The sequence below is a fragment of the Lonepinella sp. BR2474 genome, assembly GCF_051851555.1.
GTDB lineage: Bacteria > Pseudomonadota > Gammaproteobacteria > Enterobacterales > Pasteurellaceae > Lonepinella.
In genome coordinates this window covers 394,966-417,609 of record NZ_JBPDVH010000001.1, presented here as the reverse complement: position 1 = coordinate 417,609, position 22,644 = coordinate 394,966, and the positions used below count along the sequence as shown (strand labels likewise).

At 43.1% G+C, this 22,644-nt stretch carries 22 protein-coding genes; 12 read left to right on the top strand and 10 right to left on the bottom strand.

The window, feature by feature from the left end:
* Window positions 1-10 precede the first annotated feature (10 nt).
* Window positions 11-1,663 carry an acetolactate synthase 2 catalytic subunit gene (gene ilvG / locus ACTG7Q_RS02075; RefSeq protein ID WP_439240331.1) on the bottom strand — a complete coding sequence of 551 codons (1,653 nt, stop codon included), beginning with the start codon at window positions 1,661-1,663 and terminating at the stop codon, window positions 11-13.
* Window positions 1,664-1,814: 151 nt separating this feature from the next.
* On the opposite strand from ilvG, the gene ACTG7Q_RS02070 reads away from it, so the two are divergent.
* Entirely contained in the window at window positions 1,815-2,633 is an 819-nt protein-coding gene (locus ACTG7Q_RS02070; protein ID WP_439240329.1) for a Cof-type HAD-IIB family hydrolase, read from the top strand.
* 48 nt (window positions 2,634-2,681) lie between these two features.
* Here ACTG7Q_RS02070 and zapB read toward each other — a convergent pair whose 3' ends face one another.
* Window positions 2,682-2,900: a cell division protein ZapB gene (gene zapB, locus ACTG7Q_RS02065; protein WP_439240327.1), complete on the bottom strand. Its 219-nt coding sequence runs from the start codon at window positions 2,898-2,900 to the stop codon at window positions 2,682-2,684.
* A 182-nt stretch (window positions 2,901-3,082) separates the two neighbouring features.
* On the opposite strand from zapB, the gene glpX reads away from it, so the two are divergent.
* Complete coding sequence (gene glpX / locus ACTG7Q_RS02060) at window positions 3,083-4,096, top strand: class II fructose-bisphosphatase (RefSeq protein ID WP_439240325.1); 1,014 nt, start codon at window positions 3,083-3,085, stop codon at window positions 4,094-4,096.
* Between the two features lie 129 nt (window positions 4,097-4,225).
* Here glpX and ACTG7Q_RS02055 read toward each other — a convergent pair whose 3' ends face one another.
* Window positions 4,226-4,354: a hypothetical protein gene (locus ACTG7Q_RS02055; protein ID WP_439240323.1), complete on the bottom strand. Its 129-nt coding sequence runs from the start codon at window positions 4,352-4,354 to the stop codon at window positions 4,226-4,228.
* Window positions 4,355-4,503: 149 nt separating this feature from the next.
* Between ACTG7Q_RS02055 and ACTG7Q_RS02050 the strand changes: the two genes are divergently transcribed.
* A complete protein-coding gene (locus tag ACTG7Q_RS02050) occupies window positions 4,504-9,219 on the top strand; it encodes a YadA-like family protein (RefSeq protein WP_439240321.1) in 4,716 nt (1,571 codons plus the stop codon).
* A 126-nt stretch (window positions 9,220-9,345) separates the two neighbouring features.
* Here ACTG7Q_RS02050 and ACTG7Q_RS02045 read toward each other — a convergent pair whose 3' ends face one another.
* The 4 genes from ACTG7Q_RS02045 to ACTG7Q_RS02030 form a co-directional block, all read right to left on the bottom strand.
* Window positions 9,346-9,981 (bottom strand): hypothetical protein, encoded by a 636-nt coding sequence (locus ACTG7Q_RS02045; protein ID WP_439240319.1) that lies wholly within the window; start codon window positions 9,979-9,981, stop codon window positions 9,346-9,348.
* 204 nt (window positions 9,982-10,185) lie between these two features.
* Complete coding sequence (gene trpS / locus ACTG7Q_RS02040) at window positions 10,186-11,202, bottom strand: tryptophan--tRNA ligase (RefSeq protein ID WP_439240317.1); 1,017 nt, start codon at window positions 11,200-11,202, stop codon at window positions 10,186-10,188.
* Window positions 11,203-11,241: 39 nt separating this feature from the next.
* Entirely contained in the window at window positions 11,242-11,916 is a 675-nt protein-coding gene (locus tag ACTG7Q_RS02035) for a phosphoglycolate phosphatase (RefSeq protein ID WP_439240314.1), read from the bottom strand.
* A 1-nt stretch (window position 11,917) separates the two neighbouring features.
* Entirely contained in the window at window positions 11,918-12,307 is a 390-nt protein-coding gene (locus ACTG7Q_RS02030; RefSeq protein WP_439240312.1) for a RidA family protein, read from the bottom strand.
* Window positions 12,308-12,545: 238 nt separating this feature from the next.
* Here ACTG7Q_RS02030 and ACTG7Q_RS02025 point away from each other — a divergent pair, with 238 nt between their 5' ends.
* The 3 genes from ACTG7Q_RS02025 to ACTG7Q_RS02015 all read left to right on the top strand — a co-directional run bounded on the left by ACTG7Q_RS02025 (window position 12,546) and on the right by ACTG7Q_RS02015 (window position 15,034).
* A complete protein-coding gene (locus ACTG7Q_RS02025; RefSeq protein ID WP_439240310.1) occupies window positions 12,546-13,235 on the top strand; it encodes a pirin family protein in 690 nt (229 codons plus the stop codon).
* Between the two features lie 33 nt (window positions 13,236-13,268).
* The gene (locus ACTG7Q_RS02020; protein ID WP_439240308.1) at window positions 13,269-13,805 is read left to right on the top strand and encodes an NADPH-dependent FMN reductase; all 537 of its coding nucleotides are present in this window, start codon (window positions 13,269-13,271) and stop codon (window positions 13,803-13,805) included.
* Between the two features lie 188 nt (window positions 13,806-13,993).
* Entirely contained in the window at window positions 13,994-15,034 is a 1,041-nt protein-coding gene (locus ACTG7Q_RS02015) for a Gfo/Idh/MocA family protein (protein ID WP_439240306.1), read from the top strand.
* A gap of 284 nt (window positions 15,035-15,318) precedes the next feature.
* Here ACTG7Q_RS02015 and trmL read toward each other — a convergent pair whose 3' ends face one another.
* Window positions 15,319-15,795: a tRNA (uridine(34)/cytosine(34)/5-carboxymethylaminomethyluridine(34)-2'-O)-methyltransferase TrmL gene (gene trmL / locus ACTG7Q_RS02010; protein WP_439240304.1), complete on the bottom strand. Its 477-nt coding sequence runs from the start codon at window positions 15,793-15,795 to the stop codon at window positions 15,319-15,321.
* A gap of 64 nt (window positions 15,796-15,859) precedes the next feature.
* Between trmL and ACTG7Q_RS02005 the strand changes: the two genes are divergently transcribed.
* From ACTG7Q_RS02005 to glpK, 4 genes are all read left to right on the top strand, one after another.
* A complete protein-coding gene (locus ACTG7Q_RS02005; RefSeq protein ID WP_439240302.1) occupies window positions 15,860-16,720 on the top strand; it encodes a virulence factor BrkB family protein in 861 nt (286 codons plus the stop codon).
* A 167-nt stretch (window positions 16,721-16,887) separates the two neighbouring features.
* Window positions 16,888-18,444: an FAD-dependent oxidoreductase gene (locus ACTG7Q_RS02000; protein WP_439240300.1), complete on the top strand. Its 1,557-nt coding sequence runs from the start codon at window positions 16,888-16,890 to the stop codon at window positions 18,442-18,444.
* Window positions 18,445-18,520: 76 nt separating this feature from the next.
* Complete coding sequence (locus ACTG7Q_RS01995) at window positions 18,521-19,318, top strand: MIP/aquaporin family protein (protein WP_439240298.1); 798 nt, start codon at window positions 18,521-18,523, stop codon at window positions 19,316-19,318.
* A 46-nt stretch (window positions 19,319-19,364) separates the two neighbouring features.
* Window positions 19,365-20,879, top strand: coding sequence for a glycerol kinase GlpK (glpK, locus tag ACTG7Q_RS01990; protein WP_439240296.1), 1,515 nt, complete (start codon window positions 19,365-19,367; stop codon window positions 20,877-20,879).
* Window positions 20,880-20,985: 106 nt separating this feature from the next.
* Here the strand turns inward: glpK and ACTG7Q_RS01985 are convergent, their stop codons facing one another.
* Both ACTG7Q_RS01985 and ACTG7Q_RS01980 read right to left on the bottom strand, forming a co-directional pair.
* Window positions 20,986-21,276, bottom strand: coding sequence for a type II toxin-antitoxin system YafQ family toxin (locus tag ACTG7Q_RS01985; protein WP_439240294.1), 291 nt, complete (start codon window positions 21,274-21,276; stop codon window positions 20,986-20,988).
* Window positions 21,261-21,545: a type II toxin-antitoxin system RelB/DinJ family antitoxin gene (locus tag ACTG7Q_RS01980; RefSeq protein ID WP_439240292.1), complete on the bottom strand. Its 285-nt coding sequence runs from the start codon at window positions 21,543-21,545 to the stop codon at window positions 21,261-21,263. The genes ACTG7Q_RS01985 and ACTG7Q_RS01980 overlap by 16 nt, the downstream gene beginning before the upstream one ends.
* A gap of 147 nt (window positions 21,546-21,692) precedes the next feature.
* On the opposite strand from ACTG7Q_RS01980, the gene dtd reads away from it, so the two are divergent.
* Together dtd and ACTG7Q_RS01970 are read left to right on the top strand one after the other, a co-directional pair.
* On the top strand, window positions 21,693-22,127 hold the full coding sequence (gene dtd / locus ACTG7Q_RS01975) for a D-aminoacyl-tRNA deacylase (RefSeq protein ID WP_439240290.1): 435 nt from the start codon (window positions 21,693-21,695) through the stop codon (window positions 22,125-22,127).
* Between the two features lie 78 nt (window positions 22,128-22,205).
* A complete protein-coding gene (locus ACTG7Q_RS01970; protein WP_439240288.1) occupies window positions 22,206-22,643 on the top strand; it encodes a rhodanese-like domain-containing protein in 438 nt (145 codons plus the stop codon).
* Window position 22,644: the final 1 nt, after the last annotated feature.

Here is a 22,644-nt window from a genome sequence, read left to right as displayed (position 1 = left end):
TTCTCCCCGATTAATTTTCTAACATATCCGCATTGCATGCACCCGGTGGCACTAACGGCCAGACACATTCTTCCGGTGGAATGCAAACATGCAAGAAATAGGCGGTGGGTGACTGCAACAAACGATCTAACGCCGCATTCACTTCACTGGCTTTCTCAATACGTTCACCCGCAATATCAAAGGCTTTCGCCAGTGTGACAAAATCTGGGTTGTCATCTAAAATCGTGGAACTGTGGCGTTCATTAAAAAATAAGGATTGCCATTGACGCACCATGCCTAAACGTTGGTTATCTAACAACACAATTTTCACTGGCACATCATAGGATTTCACGGCCCCCAATTCTTGAATATTCATCATAATTGAGCCGTCACCCGTGACTAAAATCGACTGATCTTGCGGACGTGCCATTTTAGCACCAATAGCCGCAGGCAAGCCAAAGCCCATGGTGCCGAACCCTGCTGAAGTAATAAAATTCTCTGGGGCATAATAATCAATATGTTGTGCTGACCACATTTGGTGCTGTCCTACGTCAGTCACAATCATATCGGTTGGGGCTTTTTTATCAGATAATTCATGCAATAACCAAGTCGGTTCAATATTTCCTGCCCCTTGATTTTTCCCATAAGTAAAATCAAATTGTTGTTTTAACTGCTGAATATTGTCACGCCAAGGTTGAATGTTTAACGGTTGGCTCAAGCCTTGCAGAATTTGAATTAAATCCCCTTGCAATGCCACATCTGCGGTGCGTAATTTATTAATTTCCGCCGCATCAATATCCCCATGAATTACTTTGGCATGAGGGGCAAAGGTGTCTAATTTGCCTGTCACACGGTCATCAAATCTTGCCCCTAACACCACCAATAAATCCGCCTCTTGCACCGCTAAATTGGCGGCTTTCGTGCCGTGCATGCCAATCATGCCCATATAATAAGGGGTATTGGCAGGAATCGTGCCTAAGCCTTTTAAGGTTGACACGCAAGGAATTTGGGTCGTCGCAATAAATTGACGTAAGGCCGTTGTGGCATTTGCCATACCAACCCCACCGCCAATATAAAGCACCGGTTTCTTTGAATTTTTTAATAATTGCACCGCACTTTCGAGCTTACTCGTTGGGACTTTTTGTGGGGCTAACGCCGGATACACCACCGGTTTCGCCTCGGTGGGGGCCAGTTGAATATCACGAGGAATATCCACTAAGACAGGACCGGGGCGACCACTGCGAGCAATTTGAAAGGCTTTGGCGATAATTTCAGGCAGTTCATCCACCGATTGCACAATAAAACTGTGTTTAGTACAAGCCAATGACAACCCCAACACGTCCGCCTCTTGGAACGCATCCGTGCCGATTAAGTGGCTAGCCACTTGCCCTGTAATGGCGACCACCGGAATGCTGTCCATAAACGCATCCCCCAAACCGGTGACAAGGTTGGCTGCACCGGGGCCAGAGGTGGCAATACACACCCCCACGGTGCCGTTGCCCAAGGCTCTGGCATAACCAATGGCCTCCATGGCTGCACCCTGTTCATGACGACAAAGAAAATGTTCAATGCCACAATCATAAAGGGCATCATACGTAGGCATAATCGCTCCACCGGGATAACCAAACACAATGTTGACACCCTGAGCTTTCAGACATTCAGTGACTAATCTTGCTCCATTCATTGTTGTACCTGCAAATTCGTTATTGTTTTAGCGTAATATTCTTCATTATAACGATCTTTCTTATTATTCCTACTCTTTATTGAGAAAAGTGCGGTCATTTTTTAGTGATTTTTGCTATAATTTCAAAAAATACCAGATTTAAGGATAAAAAATGCAAAACTTGCCTTACCGTGCCGTGGTGTCCGATATGGATGGCACCTTGTTAAACGCTCATCATGTGGTCGGTGAATTTACCGCTGCGACCCTTGAAAAAGTGGCGGCTAAAAATGTGGATATTGTTCTCGCCACAGGACGTGGCTATCCAGATGTTGCCTTTATTTTAAATAAAATGAACATCGAAAACGCCGCCATGATCACCTCCAACGGTGCGGAAGTGCATAATTTGCAAGGCGAGTTAATTTACAGCAATTATTTACCTGAACAGTTGGCTTTTGACATAATGCAAGAACCCTTTGATCCGTACAAAGTTTGTTTAAACAGTTATCAAGGCGAGGACTGGTTTATCAATGTGGATATTCCCGAATTAAACAAATATCACCAAGAAAGTGGCTTTACCTATCAAGTAGTAGATTTTGCCAAACATCATGGCAAACATTGCCAAAAAATCTTTTTTATCGGACGTACGTTGGAAGATTTGTTGCCTTTAGAACAACGCTTAAAAGAAAAATACGGTGATCAAACGGCTATTATTTATTCTACGCCACAATGCCTAGAAGTGATGAATAAAAACGTGTCAAAAGCTACCGCACTTTCCGAGCTATTAAAGCAACGTGACTACGATTTATCCCAATGTATCGCTTTCGGCGACGGCATGAATGATAAAGAAATGCTGGAAGAAGTGGGCAAAGGTTGCATTATGGCCAATGCTGATCCGAGATTGCTTACTGCCTTACCGCAATTCGAAAAAATCGGCTTGAATAAAGATGAATCGGTGGCGAGTTATTTGCGAGCTATTTTCGGGGTGTATTAAGCATAAAGAAAAACCCACGAAAGTGGGTTTTCATTTTTGAGATAATATTTAAACGTTATCAATCTGTCCCAACAATGAACGTAAACGTTCTTGCCAGCTATCATGTTCGACTTTTAATTGCTCATTTTCATTACGTAACGCATCATAGGCTTGTTGAGCTTGTTGATTTCTGTCTTTTAATTCTTCTACTTCTAATTGAAGTAATTGAATAGTTTCAACGGCTTGTCGGATTTTACCCTCTAGCTGATCTAAAATTTCTAATGACATAATAAATTCCTTTAAAAAATAATGTAAGTGTTACTCAGTATTCTACCCATATATGCCCGTTTTTAAAAGTGGCAAATGAGAAAAAATGGTCAGAACAGCGAATTTTTTCATGCTCACCAGAACACAGGGCGCAAACTGGTGCTAAAATAACGGCAATTTAATCCAACAGAGGAAATGGCAACATGAACAGATTATTATCGATTGAATTCTCACGTATTACCGAGGCCGCCGCACTGGCTGCTTTTGCTTGGTTAGGGCGAGGGGATAAAAATGCGGCGGACGACGCAGCGGTGAAAGCCATGCGCTTTATGCTGAATCAAATGGAGATGGATGCCGAAGTGGTGATCGGCGAGGGCGAAATTGACGAGGCGCCGATGTTGTATATTGGCGAGAAATTAGGTACAGGAAAAGGCGAGCAAGTGGCCATTGCGGTAGACCCGATTGATGGTACTCGTATGACCGCTATGGGGCAAGCGAACGCCATTTCTGTGTTGGCAGCGGGCGGAAAAGAGACGTTCTTGCGGGCGCCCGATATGTATATGGAAAAATTGGTGGTGGGGCCGGAAATGCAAGGCATGATTGATTTAAGTTTGCCGATTGAACAAAACCTCCGCCGTGTGGCGCAAAAATTGGGGAAATCCATGAGCCAAGTAACCGTGATGGTATTGGCTAAACCTCGTCATGATGAGGTGATTAAGAAAATTCAGCAAGTGGGCGCCCGAGTGTTTGCGATTCCAGATGGTGATGTGGCGGGTGCATTATTATGTTGCTTGCCCAATGGCGGTGTGGATATGCTTTATGGCATTGGTGGCGCACCCGAGGGCGTGGTCACGGCAGCGGCCGTGCGTGCCTTGGGCGGCGATATGCAAGCCCGTTTATTGCCACGTCATCAAGTGAAAGGCGACAGCCCTGAAAATCGAAAAATTGGCGAGGAGGAAATTCGCCGTTGTGAACAACAAGGCGTTGCCGTGAATCAGATTCTACGTTTAGAAGATTTAGCCAAAGATGACAATCTTGCCTTTGTAGCCACCGGCATCACCAACGGTGAATTGCTAAAAGGGATTCAACGAGAGGGCAATTTGGCAACCACGGAAACTTTGCTGATCCGAGGCAAATCTCGCACCATTCGTCGTATTCAATCGACCCATTATTTAGATCGCAAAGATACGGAGATTTATGATTTAATCGGCGAATAATTGACCCAGAGCAAATCAAAAAAATCGCCTTAAAAAACACCGCACTTTTTGTATTAAAAGCAAACATAAAAAGTGCGGTGTTTTTTTCACATTTTTTAAAACGGCCAAAAAGGAAATAGCTACCATCTATTAAATCAATAGGTTACACTCTCTAGCAAGCAAGCAAGCAAGCAAGCAAGCAAGCAAGCAAGCAAGCAAGCAAGCAAGCAAGCAAGCAAGCAAGCAAGCAAGCAAGCAAACTTTACATTTTGCTGACAAAAAAGTGGTTGCCCTATGAAAAATGACGGCCTATAATGTCGCCCATGCCACAGATGGTCTGTGGAATCTATGTTAAATTTTTAACTGCGGTAGATTAGCTTTTATGTTTAATTTACGGCAGTTTCGCTTTTTAGGAGAAAGTAAAACACATGAATCAAGTCTTTAAAGTTATTTGGAATGCGGCCACAGGCTCTTGGGTTGCGGTATCGGAATTGTCTAAAGCACACGGCAAAACAAAATCAAAAACAAATAAATTAGCCAAAGTGCTAGGCTTAAGTGCGATCGGCGCAGCAGTAATCGGTGCATCAGGTGCAGCGTTGGCATCAGAACAATATACGCTTGATACAGGTACAGTACCTAATGGTTCAGAGGCCATTGCGATTGGTAAAAATTCAGCGGTAAACTCACAAGATGGTGCAGCCTCATCAGCCGTGGCTATCGGTAACGGTGCAACAACAGGTACTTTAGGGCAAAGTGCGGTTGCAGTTGGTAATAATGCTTTTGCAGGCGGTTCAGGCGGTGTGGCGATTGGTGATGGCGCTAATGCTGTTAACAGTAACACGATTGCCATCGGTGGGGGAGCTACAGCTTCTTATGATCAATCTATCGCCATAGGTATAAATGCTACAACCACAGATACCCACTCAACAGCGATTGGTACTTCTGCTGAATCAGACAAACAAGCAACGGCAGTAGGTTGGGGTTCAACAGCAAACACGACAAATGCAGTCGCAACAGGTTTTAATTCTGCAGCAACAGGCGTGGGTGCAACAGCAACGGGTGCGGTATCTCAAGCAACGCAACAAGGTGCAACTGCAACTGGTACAAGCTCAAGTGCAACAGGTTATGCCTCAACGGCCACAGGTTTAGCCTCTAAAGCATCAGGCGAAAGTTCAAGTGCTTATGGTACAAACTCTTCTGCAAGCGGTCGTTGGGCGACAGCTATCGGTCCTGCTTCTAATGCAACAGCGACTTCTGCAATGGCAATGGGTCAAAGTAGTTATGCAAACGCAACTAACGCAACGGCTATCGGCCGTGGTGCGAATGCAACTGCAACTGACGCACAAGCATTTGGTACAGGTTCTACAGCAAACGCAACTAACGCAACCGCAATCGGTACAGGTGCAACTGCAACTGACGCAGGTTCTGTGGTGTTAGGTAACGGTTCAGCCGCTGCAAAAACTGTTCACGAAGAAAATGCAACCATTGCAAACGTTGATTTTTTAAACTTCGCAGGTGCAGTAGCAAATAACTCAGGTCAATATGTAAGTATTGGTTCAGTAGGTAACGAACGTCAGCTTAAAAACGTGGGTGCGGGTGAAGTAACTGCAAATTCAACCGATGCAATCAACGGTTCACAACTTTATTCTGTAACTGACACCTTATTAAACTTAGGTTGGACGTTGCAAGAAAACGGAACTGATGTTGATGATACCGTGAAATCAAGCGATACCGTGAACTTTGTAAACGGCACAGGCACAACTGCAACATCTAATAAAGTTCATTATGAGCTTGATGATGGTACTCAAGTTCAAAAATCCGAGATCTCTTATAACGTAAATACAGACAACAAAACGGTTACTGTAAACAGCGATGGTGATGTGCAAGTTATTACTGCAAATGTATCTTTAAATACTACTGCAGGTAACGGTACAGTAGCAGTAGCAAATACTTACACCGACAGCAAGGGTAATGACGTTGTTGCAACCGATACGGTTGAAGTCGATGGTAAAACTTACAAAACAAGCGATGTGACGAATGGCGTGGTAAATGATGGTGCAACTGCATTAACAGTTGGCACAGGCGACAGCTTAGTTAACGCCTCCACTGTGGCAAGCGCAATTAACGCCGCTTATCACTCTGTGAATGCGACTAAAACCACTGAAACGGTTACCCAAGGCGGTACAGCTCAAGCCATTAACGCAGGCGACACCGTAAACTACGTGGCGGGTAAAAATATGATTACCAACGTAAGCGTAGAAGCGAACGGCGTCACGAACGTGACTGTAGCGACCGTGGATAATCCAAAATTTGAAAACGTCACTATCGGTGATGTCTTCCTCGATCACACAAGCTCTGGCTTAAAAGTCAGCAACCTTGTGACGGGTGATGACGATGAAGTGACTGCAGAAAAAGCAACCATCACAGGCGTGACATCTAATTTAAGCAACTACACCACTTCAGGCAATGAAACCACTTCATCTGCAGCGGGTGATTTAGTGGATTTAGATTCCGCAGACGGCAGCAATGTGGTGACCGTAGATGACCTTAAAAACTTAGGTTGGGTGGTTTCGACGTCAGACAACGACTATACACAGGCAGTCACCAATGCTCAAGAAGTTGATTTTGTGGCAGGTAGCGGTGTCACCGTGAAAGGTGAAACAACCGATGAGGGCGTATACCAAGTAAAAATTGCGTTATCTGATGCCGGTAACATTTTACCTGCAGGTGGTAAAGCTGCGTCTGATGATGAATTAGCCACAGGCACAACAACAGGTAAAGTTGGCGTAGCCGAAAACCCAACAGGTTTCGTTTCCGCGAAAAACGTGGCGGATGCCATTAACAGTGCATATCACTCCGTTGATGTAGCAGGCACAGATGAAACCTTTGAACAAGGCGAAAGCAACGCACAAAAAATTAACGCAGGCGATACCGTCACTTATGTAGCCGGTAAAAACTTAGTCTCAAAAATTGATACCGAAACCACAGAGGGTGTCACCAATGTGACTTATGCGTTAAGTGATGATATTGAAGTCAACTCTGTGGTGGTAGGTAAACCAACTTATGAAGACGAAAAAGGCAACGTTTACGACTTAACACAAGATGAAGACGGAAATTACTCTTACACTGTCAATGGCGTGACTTACCCTGTTGATGCAAAAGATGTCACAGAACCTGTTGTGATTGTCGAAAATGCAATTACCGGTTTAAACAGCACCTTGCCAGTCACCAACAGTACCGCAAAAAGCGATACAGACAATCCAAACACGGTATCTCAAAAGGCACCAACAGAAGTGGATGAAACCAAAGCGGCGACAGTGGGCGATGTATTAAATGCAGGTTGGAACTTACAAGAAAACGGTGGAGCAAAAGACTTCGTGAAAGCCTACGATACCGTGAACTTCGTAAATGGTACAGGTACCGTGGCTAACGTATCCATGAATGATGACAATACGATTGCAAATGTGACGTTCAACGTGAAAGCGGATAACAGCACAATCGCTGTAAACAGTGATGGTGCATTAGAAGTGGTGACAGCAACCGTGGCATTAGACTCTGAGGCAAACAACGGTAAAGTCGCTGTGGAACCAAGTACAAGCTACAAAGACAGTACAGGTGCCGAAGTGAAACCTGCGGACACGGTGGTTGTTGATGGTAAAACCTACAAAGCAAGCGATGTCACTAACGGTGTCGTCAATGCAGATGCAACCGCATTAACGGCTATTGACAATGGTGCAGCATTAGTTAATGCCTCAACCGTGGCAGATGCAATTAACATGGCTTATCACTCCGTTGATGTGGCAGGCAATGATGAAACCTTTGAACAAGGCGCAAGCAACGCACAAAAAATTAACGCAGGCGATACCGTCACTTATGTGGCTGGTAAAAACTTAGTCTCAAAAATTGATACCGAAACCACAGAGGGTGTCACCAATGTGACTTATGCGTTAAGTGATGATATTGATGTGAATAGCGTGACCATTGGCAACACCAAAATCAGTGCCAATGTGGTTGAAGATAAAGACGGCAAGAAAGTTCAAAACGGTTTGAACTTAAGCACAGGTGGTGAGGCCGCTAAATTAACAGGTGTGGCTGCAGGTGATATTTCTGCGACGTCAACCGATGCGATTAACGGTAGCCAATTATATGCGTTAACCTCAGGTTATGAAGTGTTAGACAGCAATGGCAACGTGGTAGAAAAAATCGCTGCTGATGATTCAGTGAAATATGCTAACGGCAACGGCACCACGGCTAATGTTATTGCAAACGTGACCAAAAACGATGATGGTACAGAAACGGTAAACGGCGTTGATGTGAGCTTTGATGTGAACACCGACAATACCACCATTACCACCAAAACTGTGCCGGTATTGGGTAGCGACGGCAAGCCGTTAACCAACGCAGATGGTTCTGTGGTTACACAAACTGTGGTCGCTGCAGTGACTGGTGATATTACGCCGAGCGGTACGGGCAGCATGAACGTACCAGATGCTAATAGCACTGCGGGTCAAGCCTTAGTGAACGCAAGTACGGTGGCGCAACGCATTAACGACGCCTATCACACAGTAACCGTGGCAAACAACGACACGCAAGTGACCGCATCCAATGGTTCAACCCAGATTTCTGCGGGTGATAACGTGACTTACGCAGCGGGCAAAAACTTAGTGGCAAGCATTTCAAATGCTGACACAGCGAACCCAACTGTCACCTATGGTTTAGCTGAGGACATCTCGTTAAACAACGTCACGGCATCAAACTTTATTGGTATCACCAATGGTCCATCATTAAGCACCAGTGGTGTTGATGCGGGCGGTAAAGTGATCAGCAATGTCGCCCCAGGGGTGAAAGGCACTGACGCTGTAAACGTGAACCAGTTAAATGCAGTAAACGACCGTGTTGGCAAAGTAGACCGCAAATTACGTAGCGGTATTGCCGGTGTGGCCGCAGCAGCAGGTTTACCACAGGTTTACATTCCTGGTAAATCCATGATGTCTGCCAGTGCGGGGACTTATCGTGGCGAATCAGCCATTGCGGTAGGTTACTCTACAGCGAGCGACAATGGTAAAGTGATCTTGAAATTAACCGGTAGTGGTAACTCTCGTGGTGACGTGACAGGTAGCGTGGGCGTAGGTTACCAATGGTAATCTGGCCTAGGCCTTAAATAACAAGCGAAAGACCGCCAAAGTGCGGTCTTTTTTTGCGTTTTTTTTACGATATAAGAAAACCCCACAGGTGACTGCGGGGTTAAATGACGTGTTGAACGGAAAGGGTTATTTCATCATTTCACTAAAGGTTAATTCATAATTATCGCCATCACGGGTGTATTTTAAATAACGTGGAAATTGCTCACCTTGGTATTTTTTCACGGTAATGTCTTTATCGCCCGTTTTAAAGGTATAAGTAATTTCTGCGACATTTTTTCCTGCCACGCTGACATTGCGTTGGCTTTTTTTCACAAATACATTATCCATTGGATAAAGTTTTTTACCGTTGGTAATAATAAAGTTATTCGGCAATTTATCGTAATAGGTGAGCTGAAATGCCATGGTAAATAAATCGTACACGGTGTTATCAACATTTTCTGTATTTAAACCGCTTTTGACTTTGCCGTATTCAATTTGTTTACCGTTGATTTTGGCGAGGGCATAGGTGTTGCTGTTGCGGGTGTCTTTGTAATTCAACATAGTAAAATTACGGTTGTCATGGGTGCCAGAAGAAATAAACTGGATATTATATAATGGCACGTTGATTTTAGCGGTGATGGAATAGTTGGCGCCGCTTTCGCTGAAATGCACGTAGGCGGGCATCAGGTAGTTTGAACTGTATTTGATATTGTAATCCACGGCTTGCGCTAGCGTTGCTGTGGTTAAGGCACAAAGTGCGGTAATTAATTTGAATAATTTCATAGACTTTCCTGAAATATTACCCTCACCCTAGCCCTCTCCCAAAGGGAGAGGGAATTGAATAGGGGAATATTTAAATTGTAATTAACTTCAAAATCGTTCCCTCTCCCAAAGGGAGAGGGGCTGAATGAGGGGAGTATTTAAATTTAATTAACCTCAAAACCATCCCCTCTCCCTTTGGGAGAGGGCTAGGGTGAGGGTAAAACCTTATTGCGCCGGCACAAACCCAATCGCCTGATAAACATCCGCCAAGGTTTTTGACGCACGTTCACGGGCTTTTTTCGCGCCCTCTGCGGCAATTTGGTTTAACAAGGTTTCGTTATTGCGGTAGTGATAAAAACGTTCCTGTAATTCTGTCAACATGTTCACCACGCTTTCCGCCACGGCACCTTTTAAATGACCATACATTTGCCCCTCGAATTCTTTTTCGAGATCCGCAATCGGTACATCACGAATTACCGATAGAATTTCCAATAAATTCGATACACCCGCTTTGTTTTGCGGATCATAACGCACTACTGGCGGTTCTTCGCCGTCGGTCATGGCACGCTTGATTTTTTTCTCGACAGATTTCGGATCTTCTAACAACGTAATTACATTGTTACGGTTGTCATCCGATTTGGACATTTTTTTGGTCGGTTCTTGCAATGCCATAATTTTTGCCCCTGCTTTCGGGATAAAGGCTTCTGGCACCACAAAAATCTCGCCTTTTTCCGTTGGGTATAAGGCATTAAAACGTTGCGCAATGTCACGGGTAATTTCAAGGTGTTGACGCTGATCTTCGCCCACCGGGACTTGGTTGGCTTGATATAACAAAATATCTGCCGCCATTAACACAGGGTAAGTAAATAGCCCCACGTTCACATTGTCCGCATGTTTACTGGATTTATCTTTAAACTGCGTCATGCGCCCCATTTCACCGAAATAAGTGTAACAGTTCAACGCCCACGCTAATTGCGTATGTTCTGGCACATGGGATTGAATAAAAATGGTGCTTTTGTTTGGATCGATACCGCAAGCTAAATATAACGCCAAGACGTCAAGGCTCGCTTTGCGTAATTGCGCAGGATCTTGGCGCACGGTGATGGCGTGTAAATCCACGATACAAAACAGACATTCAAAATCGTCTTGCATTTTCACCCACTGACGTAAGGCACCCAGATAGTTTCCAATGGTTAATTCGCCAGATGGCTGTACGCCACTTAATACAACGGGTTTGCTCATTTTCTGTTCCTTAAAAACGTTAATAAAATTCACCGCAGTTTACACGATATTGAGAATATCCGCAAAATCATCCAACACCCAATCGGGGTGACTGTCGCTGATCGGGATATTGTAATTGTAGCCGTAAGTCAAGCCGACGGCTGCACAACCCGCATTATGTGCGGCTAAAATATCATTGCGGGAATCCCCCACAAATAACATTTGGTGCGGATAAAACCCGAATTTACCGCATAAATAATACAGCGGTGCGGGGTGTGGTTTAATCGCAGGCAAAGATTGTCCGCCGAGGGTTTCGCTAAATAAATGGTCGATCCCAAAGGCTTGCAGCACAGGTAATACGTGCTGCGTCGGTTTATTGGTAACCACCGCCAAAATAAAACCACAGGCTTTTAATTGTTCTAATGTGCTTTTGACATTCGGGTATAAACGGCTTACGTTACATAAATTTTCACCATAAAACACATTAAAACGCTGTTTTAACTGGGTGATTTGCGTTTCGTCTAAGGTGCGACTGGTTTGTTGTTCTGCCCAAGCTAAAGCACGGCTAATTAACACCTCGGCGCCGTTACCAATCCACGTCAGCACTAAATTTTCATCTGCTTGTGGATAATCAAATTCAGCCAAGGCTGAATTGACCGATAAAGCCAGATCAGGCAAGCTGTTGACTAAGGTGCCGTCTAAATCGAAACCGATTAATTTAAATGCGGAGGCCATATTATTTTCTCACGGCAATGGCTTCAATTTCTAAGCCCACATCTTTTGGCAAACGGGCGACTTCCACGCAAGAGCGAGCAGGGAAATTCGGATGTTGATTTTCTTGGAAGAAACGTTCATATTCCGCATTCACCGCCGCAAAGTGGTTGAGGTCTTTCACAAATACCGTGGTTTTTACAATATCCGCCACGCTTAAACCCGCTTGTTGCACAATGGCTTTGATATTTTCTAAGGATTGACGAGCTTGCGCCACGATATCCGTTGGCACCTCACCGGTGGCAGGATTGACGGGAATTTGGCCCGAAGTGAAAACAAGATTGCCGAGATCCACCGCTTGGACATAAGGGCCAATGGCGGCGGGGGCGTTGTCGGTATGAATGATATTGGTCATGATTATTTTCCCTCTTAATCTGAATAAATAGTCTATTACGTAAGAACATGAAAAAATAGCCAAGAACACACTTGGCAGCAGTTATAAGCTACCAGAAAAAATAGGGCTTTTCCAGTAAAAAGTGCGGTGGTTTTTATTTGTATATTTTCTTTATGGTAAATAATGTTTTCATAAAATGGCTATTTATTTCCGCTCACCTTGCGAGTAAACTGAATCCTAAATAAAATTGGAGAAATTAATGCTACAAACAAGATACGCACAAGACCGTGGTGATGGTTCATTTGATTGGCTAAAAAGCGCCCATACTTTTTCGTTCGGCAGCTATTACGATCCTCGTCATATTCATTTTTCCCATTTACGGGTGATCAATGAAGATTTTATTGCCCCAGAACGAGGTTTTGGCAAACATCCCCATGACAATATGGAAATTTTGACCTATGTGTTAAATGGCCGTGTGGCGCACCAAGACAGCATGGGAAATCAAACCGAATTAAAGGCGGGCGAATTTCAAATTATGTCGGCAGGTTCGGGGATTTTCCATTCAGAAATCAACCCAGATGCAGAGCAAACTTTACATTTATATCAAATCTGGATTATCCCGAATAAAAAAGACATTACGCCAAGATATGCCCAAGGTCACTTTGCCGATAAACAAGGTGGCACCTTGATTTTGTCCCCCGAGGCGAGTGAGGGATCATTTAAAATTTATCAGGATATGAAATTATGGCGTTACCAATTTGAGGCCGAAAGTGCGGTGGAAATTCCGTTAGATTTACACCGCAGTTATTGGTTGCAAGTGGTGCATGGTCGCTTATCCGTGAATGGCGAGGCATTAAATACGAGTGACGCCGTGGCGATTAAAGCCGAACAGGCGTTACAAATTAAAACCGAAAACCAAGTTGAATTTTTATTGTTTGATTTGGTCTAATCTTTCTATCCATACAATCATAAGGAAAATAACATGACAAAACAAATTGCCGTTTTAGTGGGAAGTCACAGCAAAACATCATTTAACCAAATCGTGGCGAAACACTTACAAGCCATTGCGCCTGAAAATATTCAACTGAATTTTGTTGAGATTGCGGATTTACCTTTATATGACCGTGATTTAGACGAAAACAGCCCAACGCAATATGTGCGTTTCCGCCAACAAATTGCAGCGGCTGACGGGATTTTATTCGTTAGCCCAGAACACAACGGCAGCGTGCCGGCCGTGTTAAAAAATGCGGTGGATATTGGTTCACGTCCATCAGGCGAAAGCCTTTGGATTGGCAAGCCGGCGGGCGTGGTGACCGTGACCGCCACCGACGGCGCTGGCGTCACGGCGAGCTTAAAAGCCTTAGTGACAGCCCATTATGTCAACACCAAATTATTACCAAATGTCGCCCAAGTAGCGGGGATTTTTGGTGGCGTGTTTAATGAACAAGGCGAAATTGTCGCCGAAGAAGTCAAAGCGAATTTGCAAAAATTTATCAAAGAGTTTGCTGAGTTTGTGTAGTATTTAATAGATGAGCCTCACTCTAAACCCTCACCCTAAACCCTCACCCTAGCCCTCTCCCAAAGGGAGAGGGAACTGTTTAGGGGAAAGAGTCTGAATGAGGTAAATCAAATCAATTAACTCCACCGAACAGTCCCCTCTCCCTTTGGGAGAGGGCTAGGGTGAGGGTTACAACCCCAAGGAAAACAATGAACCCAATTAACGTCGCCATTGCTGGCAGCGGTTATTCCGCTCGATTATTTCATGTGCCTTTTTTCAACACCGATCCTCGTTATTGCATTCGTAAAGTATATGAGCGCACCACCGACCGAGTAAAGGGATGGTTGCCTGATGTGGAAATCGTGCGAAATTACACCGCACTTTTAACCGACGATATCGATCTCGTGGTGATTACCACGCCCAATCAAACCCATTATGATATGGTGAAACAGGCGATTTTGGCGCATAAACATGTGTTAGTCGAAAAGCCGTTAGTAGCAACATCACAACAAGCCATGGAATTAAAAGCCTTGGCCGAACAGCAAGGCGTTACGCTCTATGTGTATCAAAATCGCCGTTGGGATAGCCATATTGCGACTGCCCGTGAAATTTTACACAAAGACTTATTGGGCGAACCGGTGGATTGTGAAATCCGCATGGAGCGTTATGCTAAAAGCAAAAATCCAAAACAATGGAAAGAAACCGGCGAACAGGGAACGGGCTTGATGTATGATTTAGGCGTCCATTTAATCGATCAGGCAGTGTATTTATTCGGCAAACCTCAAGCCGTGTTTGCGGATATTCGTTCGCAACATGAAGATTCCATTGTGGATGATAATTTTGATGTGCATTTGTATTATGCCAATGGCCTGAAAGTGTCCTTGATGGCGAGCAAATATGTGCGTGAACCCAATGCGCAATTTGCCTTACATGGAAAACGTGGTTCCTATGTGAAAGCTAAAGCTGATTCACAAGAACGTTTGCTTATTGACGGCGTGGCGCCTGTGGGGCAATGGAATGCGGAAAAGGAAACGGATTGGGGGATTTTGCATACCGAATTGAATAACGACCTCGTGCGTTATGCTTATCCGAATGCCAACACCAGCTATCGAGCTTTGTTTGATAATCTCTATGATCATCTTGTGCAAAAGGCATCACCCTTTGTGACGTTAGATGAAGTCATTTTAGTGTTAACCATCATCGAAAAAGCCTTTGAAAGCGCCAAAACTGCTCAAAAAATTGCAATTTAACGCTCAAAATGAGCAAATAACAAGGTGTATTTGCTCTTTTTAAAAAATAATTTTTTTAGATTTTACATTTAAAATCAATAACCTTTACACTCCCTTTACAATTTTGTCATTTACACGCATCAGATTTTCTTTATAATTCACCACATATCTTACAGGCGTGGGGACGCCTAAAGTAGGGTATGTTTAGGAACTTGAGAGAAAAAGGGATTCTCTCCATTTGGATTGGAAAGTAGTGATAGAAGTGCGATGAAAAATCAGTGAGTTTTTCATCGCACTTTTTGCTTTTAACGATTTAAATTGATTGCGCCTTGATAATTTAATTGTCGCCACGCCTCATACACTGCCACCGCCACGGAATTGGATAAATTCATACTGCGACTGTTCGCCGTCATGGGAATGCGAATTTTTTGTTCCATCGGCATTTGATCGAGAATGCCCATAGGAATGCCACGAGTTTCAGGGCCAAACATCAAATAATCCCCCAATTCAAACCGCACTTCACTGTGTGCCGGTCCGCCTTTGGTGGTCATGGCAAATAAGCGTTTGGGTTGCTCGCTTTGCAAAAATAATTCAAAGGTTTTATGTTTTTTGATTTCGGCGAATTCGTGGTAATCTAGTCCCGAGCGGCGTAATCTTTTATCGTCCCACGTGAAACCTAGCGGTTCAATTAAATGTAAGCGAAAGCCTGTATTGGCACATAAGCGAATGATATTACCTGTATTTTGTGGAATTTCAGGTTCGTATAAAACAATGTCTAACATAATAATTTAGTGCGTTCATAAAAAATAATGACAAATTGTACCGCACTTTCAAGGAAAAATCTTTATGAATAAAACATCTCTGTTTCGGTTATTTATTGACGTATTTTGGCAACGTTTCCAACAAAACAAACTCACGCAAGCCGCAGGATCGCTAACGTATAGCACCATGTTAGCCATTGTGCCGTTGGTGATGGTGGTGTTCGCCATTTTCTCCGCATTCCCCATGTTTAACGAAATGACAGGCGCATTAAAAGAATTTATTTTCACCAATTTTGCCCCCTCTGCCAGTGATGTAGTTGGTCAATATATTGATGAATTTGTAGGCAATTCTAAACAAATGAGCGCCGTCGGGGTGGTGGGGTTGATTGTCACGGCATTGATGTTGATTAAATCCATTGATGACATGTTAAATCAAATTTGGCGAGCCAAAAGCCGCAGTCTGGTGTTTTCTTTTGCCATTTATTGGACCATTTTAAGCCTCGGCCCGATTTTTATCGGGGCGAGTATTGCCATTTCAAGCTATATTACCTCTTTTCAATTATTTAACGAGGGCATTAATTTACCCTTTGGCCTGAAATTACTGGGCTTTGTGCCGTTTTTCCTCACATGGTTGAGTTTTACGTTGATTTATTTGCTCGTACCTAATCAAAAAATCTATTGGCAACATGCCGCTGCGGGCGCTTTAATTGCAGCGATTTTCTTTACTCTCGGTAAACAAGGTTTCGCTTGGTATATCACCACATTCCCCTCTTATCAACTGATTTACGGCGCCATGGCCACCTTGCCGATTATGTTATTGTGGATTTGGTTAAGTTGGACTTTTATTCTACTCGGTGCGCAACTGGCCGCTGTGTTGGGCGATATGCGTTTGATTAAGGCGGGGGAATTGGATATGCACCAAGTGCGAGAAAAGGAGATTACGTAATCTTTTCCGAATAAATATCCGCACGTTTTCTGGGTTTTTTGTTGTTTTTGAGTGAAAACGAAAAAATATTGTGATCAATGTCACAATTTTGAAACAAAGTACTTTCTCATTAAGAAAAAAATGAGTATGTTTATCATAGTTTTTTTGATCTTGATGAGAATTTTATTATGAACAGAAATCAAAATTTACAACAGGCCAAAACAGACCGAGAATGGGATGTCGTCATTATTGGTGGCGGCGCCACAGGATTGGGCATAGCCGTCGATGCCGCGAGCCGTGGGTTTTCCACCTTGTTATTGGAACGTGTCGATTTTGCCAAAGGCACCTCCAGTCGCAGCACAAAATTGGTGCATGGTGGTGTACGCTACTTGGCACAAGGGGACATTGCTTTGGTGAAAGAGGCCTTGCGTGAGCGTGGCAGACTCGGCAAAAATGCACCGCACTTATTTAAAAGCGAATCCTTTATTATCCCCGGTGAAAAATGGTGGACCGCCTATTATTACACCTTAGGCTTGTGGATTTATGACCGTTTATCGGGTGCCTTGAGTATTGGGCATACTCGCTATTTGAGCAAAAACGAAACCCAAACCCAATTAAAAGGGGTGAAACCCGAAAAACTCAATAATGGCGTGTGTTATTATGATGGTCAGTTTGATGATGCTCGTTTAGCCATCAACTTAGCACAAACCGCCGCAGAACAAGGGGCAACCTTAGTCAACTATTGCGAAGTGGTGGGTTTAGATAAAAACGAGGCAGGTAAAATTAACGGCGTGCAGGCCAGAGATGTGTTCAGCGGTGAACATTTTGCCGTAAAAGCCAAATGTGTCGTGAATGCCACTGGCGTATTTACCAATGAAATCAACGCCATGGATAACCCAGAAGAAATGGACGGTATTGTGCCAAGTCAAGGTATTCATATCGTGATTGATCGTGATTTCTTACCGAATGAATCCGCCTTAATGGTGCCAAAAACCTCGGACGGTCGGGTGTTATTCGCCGTGCCTTGGCATGATAAATTAGTGGTCGGCACCACCGATACGCTCGTAAAAAATGCCGAATATGAACCTCGTCCATTAGAGCAAGAAGTCGAGTTTATTTTACAAACCGCCAAAGATTATTTTGTCAAAGCGCCAACACGTGAAGATGTTCGCAGTGTGTTTGTGGGCTTGCGTCCATTAGCGGCACCGAAAGGCGAAAATAAAAGCACCAAAGAGGTGTCCCGTAGCCATAAAATCCATATTAGTGATTCTGGTTTGGTGGATATTATTGGCGGTAAATGGACAACCTATCGTCAAATGGCAGAAGATGCCTTAGAGGCTGCAATTGATAAGGGCATTTTACCGAAAAAACAATGTGTTACCGTAGATTTAAAAATTCACGGACACCACCCTGCGGATATGGCTAGTCACCTTGGCTACTACGGTAGCGATAGAGCGCATATTGAGCAGCTTGCGGCAAGTGATCCAAAAGCAGGGAGCAAAATTCATCCAGACTATCCATTCCTTTACGCCGAGGCCTTATGGGCGGTGCGTGAAGAAATGGCGCAAACACTGGAAGATGTGCTGGCTCGCCGAATCCGTTTCTTGTTCTTAGATGCAAGAGCAGCTTCAGCGGTCGCAGAAGAGGTGGCAAATTACATTGCCCCAGAATTAAACAAAGATGCCGATTGGGTTGCTCAACAAGTGAGTGAATTCCGTCAGTTGTGTACACAATATCATTTTTAAGCGTTAACTAAAGTGGTGAGTATAGTTTTGCTGTCTATCTTCACGTTTTCAATATCTACAATTAAGGAGATGTGCTATGGCATTAGATAAATCATTAAAAGCTGCTTGTATCGGTGAATTTGTTGGTACGGCATTACTGATTTTCTTTGGGTGTGGTTGTGTTGCTGCTTTAAAAGTAGCGGGCGCAAGTTTTGGACAATGGGAAATCAGTATCATTTGGGGTATGGGGGTTGCTTTAGCTGTTTATGCAACGGCTGGGTTATCAGGCGCTCATCTTAATCCTGCTGTGACGATTGCTTTATGGAAGTTTGCCTGTTTTGATGGTAAACGAGTGCTACCCTATATTTTCGCACAAATGGCAGGTGCATTCTGTGCGGCAGCGTTAATTTATTTCTTGTATATGAATTTATTCATTGATTTCGAAAACGCTCATAATATTGTGCGTGGTTCAGCCGAAAGTCTATCTTTAGCAGGTACTTTTTCCACCTATCCAAATCCACATATCGGTTTTGGTCAGGCATTCTTAGTCGAATTAGTCATCACAGCGGTTTTAATGGCATTAATCATGGCATTAACGGATGATGGTAATGGCGTGCCACGTGGCCCATTAGCCCCATTATTAATCGGTGTATTAATTGCGGTGATTGGGGCATCTACTGGACCGCTAACTGGTTTTGCAATGAATCCTGCTCGTGATTTTGGACCTAAGTTATTCGCATCTCTTGCTGGTTGGGGAGAAATTGCATTAACAGGAGGATTAACCATTCCTTATGCTATCGTGCCTATTGTGGCGCCTGTTATTGGCGCATTATTAGGTGCTTGGGCGTATAAACACTTTATAGGTTTAAATTTACCTTGCAACTGCAAAGAATAAACATCACTGAATTTTATACCACTCTTTAAAAAAGAAGGAATCTATTATGACAGATAAAAAATACATTATCGCCTTAGACCAAGGTACAACGAGCTCAAGAGCAGTATTGTTGGATCATAATGCTAATATTATCGAAATTGCTCAACGTGAATTTACTCAAATTTATCCACAAGCGGGTTGGGTAGAACATAATCCAATGGAAATTTGGGCAACTCAAAGTTCAACACTCAATGAAGTGGTAGCAAAAGCAGGGATCACCTCTGATGAAATCGCAGCGATTGGGATTACAAACCAACGTGAAACAACGATTGTGTGGGAAAAAGAAACTGGTAAGCCTGTTTATAATGCGATTGTGTGGCAATGTCGTCGTACTTCAGATATTACTGACAAATTAAAAGCGGATGGACACGAAGATTATATTCGTAAAACCACAGGATTAGTGGTGGATCCTTATTTCTCAGGTACAAAAGTAAAATGGATTTTAGATAATGTGGAGGGGGCTAGAGAACAAGCAGAACGTGGTGAATTATTATTTGGTACAGTGGATACGTGGTTAATTTGGAAGTTAACGCAAGGACGTGTGCATGTGACAGATTACACCAATGCTTCTCGTACCATGCTGTTTAATATTCATACTAAACAATGGGACGATAAAATGTTGGAATTACTTGATATTCCACGTTCTATGTTACCTGAAGTGAAAAATTCATCTGAAGTTTATGGTCAAACCAATATTGGGGGTAAAGGTGGCGTGCGTATTCCTATTGCAGGGATTGCAGGGGATCAACAAGCTGCACTTTATGGCCATTTATGTGTGAATGCAGGACAAGCAAAAAATACCTATGGTACAGGTTGCTTTATGTTGATGCACACAGGAAAAACAGCGGTGCAATCCCAGAATGGTTTGTTAACCACTATCGCATGTAATGCGAAAGGTGAGCCAGAATATGCGTTAGAGGGATCCATCTTTATTGCTGGGGCATCAATTCAATGGTTACGTGATGAATTAAAAGTTGTACATGATAGTGCAGATAGTGAATATTTTGCTACAAAAGTGGAAAGTAGTAATGGTGTTTACGTGGTACCTGCTTTCACTGGCTTAGGGGCACCATACTGGGATCCTTATGCACGGGGTGCTGTTTTAGGGCTATCTCGTGGTGCAAATCGCAATCACATTGTACGTGCAACCCTTGAATCTATTGCTTATCAGACTCGAGATGTATTGGAGGCCATGCAATCGGATTCTGGCGCTACATTACAAAGTTTACGTGTAGATGGTGGTGCAACCGCAAATAATTTCTTAATGCAATTCCAAGCGGATATTTTAGATACCCAAGTAGAACGTCCAAAAGTCAAAGAAGTGACAGCATTAGGTGCTGCTTATTTGGCTGGTTTGGCAGTAGGATTCTGGAAAAATCTTGATGAACTCAAAAATAAAGCGGAAATAGAACATACCTTTATTCCTGATGGCGATCAAGAAAAACGTGCTAAACGTTATAAAGGTTGGAAAAAAGCGGTTAAACGTGCTTTAGAATGGGCGAAAGAAGATTCTGAAGATTAAGGGTAAATACGATTTAACCATAATTATTAAGGGGCATATAACGCAAGTTTATGCCCCTTAATTTATGTTCTTAAAGTAAAATCGCCCAAAAAGTGCGGTCAATTTTTTAAAAATATTCTGAATGAGTCGCTAACCGATACAATTCAATGCCTTGAACTTCTTCGTTGATTGCATAGACTAAAAGCAGATCATTACGCACATGGCACTCTCTAAACTGCTTGAGATTACCTTTTAACTGATGATCTCGATACTTCGCAGGCATATCAACGCCATTCAAAAGACAATGAGCAACTTCGATCCATTCTGGTGAATAAAAGACATCTTGATGTTTCTTTGCATCTTTTTTGAATGTTTTCTGCGGTAAAAAGTCATATTTAGCCACTAACTTTGTACCCATTTAATAAGATCTTCAGTCGATTTGCAGACATTTTCGTTATCATTTGAGCGTGCGGCGGCAAATTGTTCTAAAAGCTCTTTTTCAACATCTGCCCGATAGCCCTTTGTGCTGTTATAGCTCAGAGATAAAGGAATCTCGCCAGTTTTTACCACTTGGTTCAAAAGCATTTTAAATAACTGGGTAAAGGATAACCCATAACCGTCAATAATTACTTTGGCCTCATTTTTTAGATTTTCATCAATACGGAAATTTAGATTTGAAGTCGCCATAATCCCCCCTTTTGTCATTACAAATAATGACATTGTAATGACAAAAGCCAAAAATATCAATACAATTAGTGATGCTTTCAATATACAGTTTAATTATGATGATTAAGGGATGTATAATAATGTTCTTTACTTCTTCTGGAGAAATAAATGATCGCATTAATCCAACGTGTCACTCACGCCAATGTGAACGTAGACAACCAAACTGTCGGTGAAATAGACAAAGGTTTATTGGTATTGCTCGGCGTGGAAAAAGAAGATGAGCAAGCGAAAGCGGATAAATTAGTCGAAAAAGTGCTGAATTATCGGGTCTTTGCGGATGAACAGGGTAAAATGAATTTGAATGTGCAACAAGCAGGCGGTTCGCTATTGGTGGTGTCACAATTTACTTTGGCGGCAGATACACAAAAAGGCTTGCGCCCGAGTTTTTCTAAAGGGGCCTCGCCTGATTTAGCCAATGAATTGTATCGTTATTTTGTGCAAAAGTGCGGTGAAAAAATCGCCGTTTCTACGGGGCAGTTTGGCGCCGATATGCAAGTGAGTTTAACCAATGATGGCCCCGTTACGTTCTGGTTAACGGCTTAACAAAAATTAGTTTTTGCAAGATGCGGAAAGTCGGTTATACTTAACGCCTATTTTTATTTATTTGCATTTGAGAACAATATGGAAGAATTTATGCCGTTGGCAACACAATTTGCCAAAAACCATACCTTGTTAGTGGTCGCTTGGGTCGCTATTTTTGTGGCGACCATTTATGTATTCGTCAAATCTGCCTTAAGCAAAGTGAAATTAATTACAAATTCACAAGCAGTGGCGTTAATCAATAATAAAGATGCCGTGGTGATTGATTTGCGTAGTATTGACGAATTTAAACGTGGCCACATTATTCATAGTAAACAATTTTTGCCAAGCGATATTAAGAAACACAATTTAGGCAAACTAGAACAACATAAAGAGATGCCAATGATTTTAGTGTGTGCCACCGGTGCCGTGGCGAATACCTCTGCGGAAATCTTGTCAAAACAAGGCTTTAGCGAAGTGTATGCGTTACAAGAGGGCATTGCGGGTTGGAACGCTGCCAATTTACCATTAGTGAAATAAG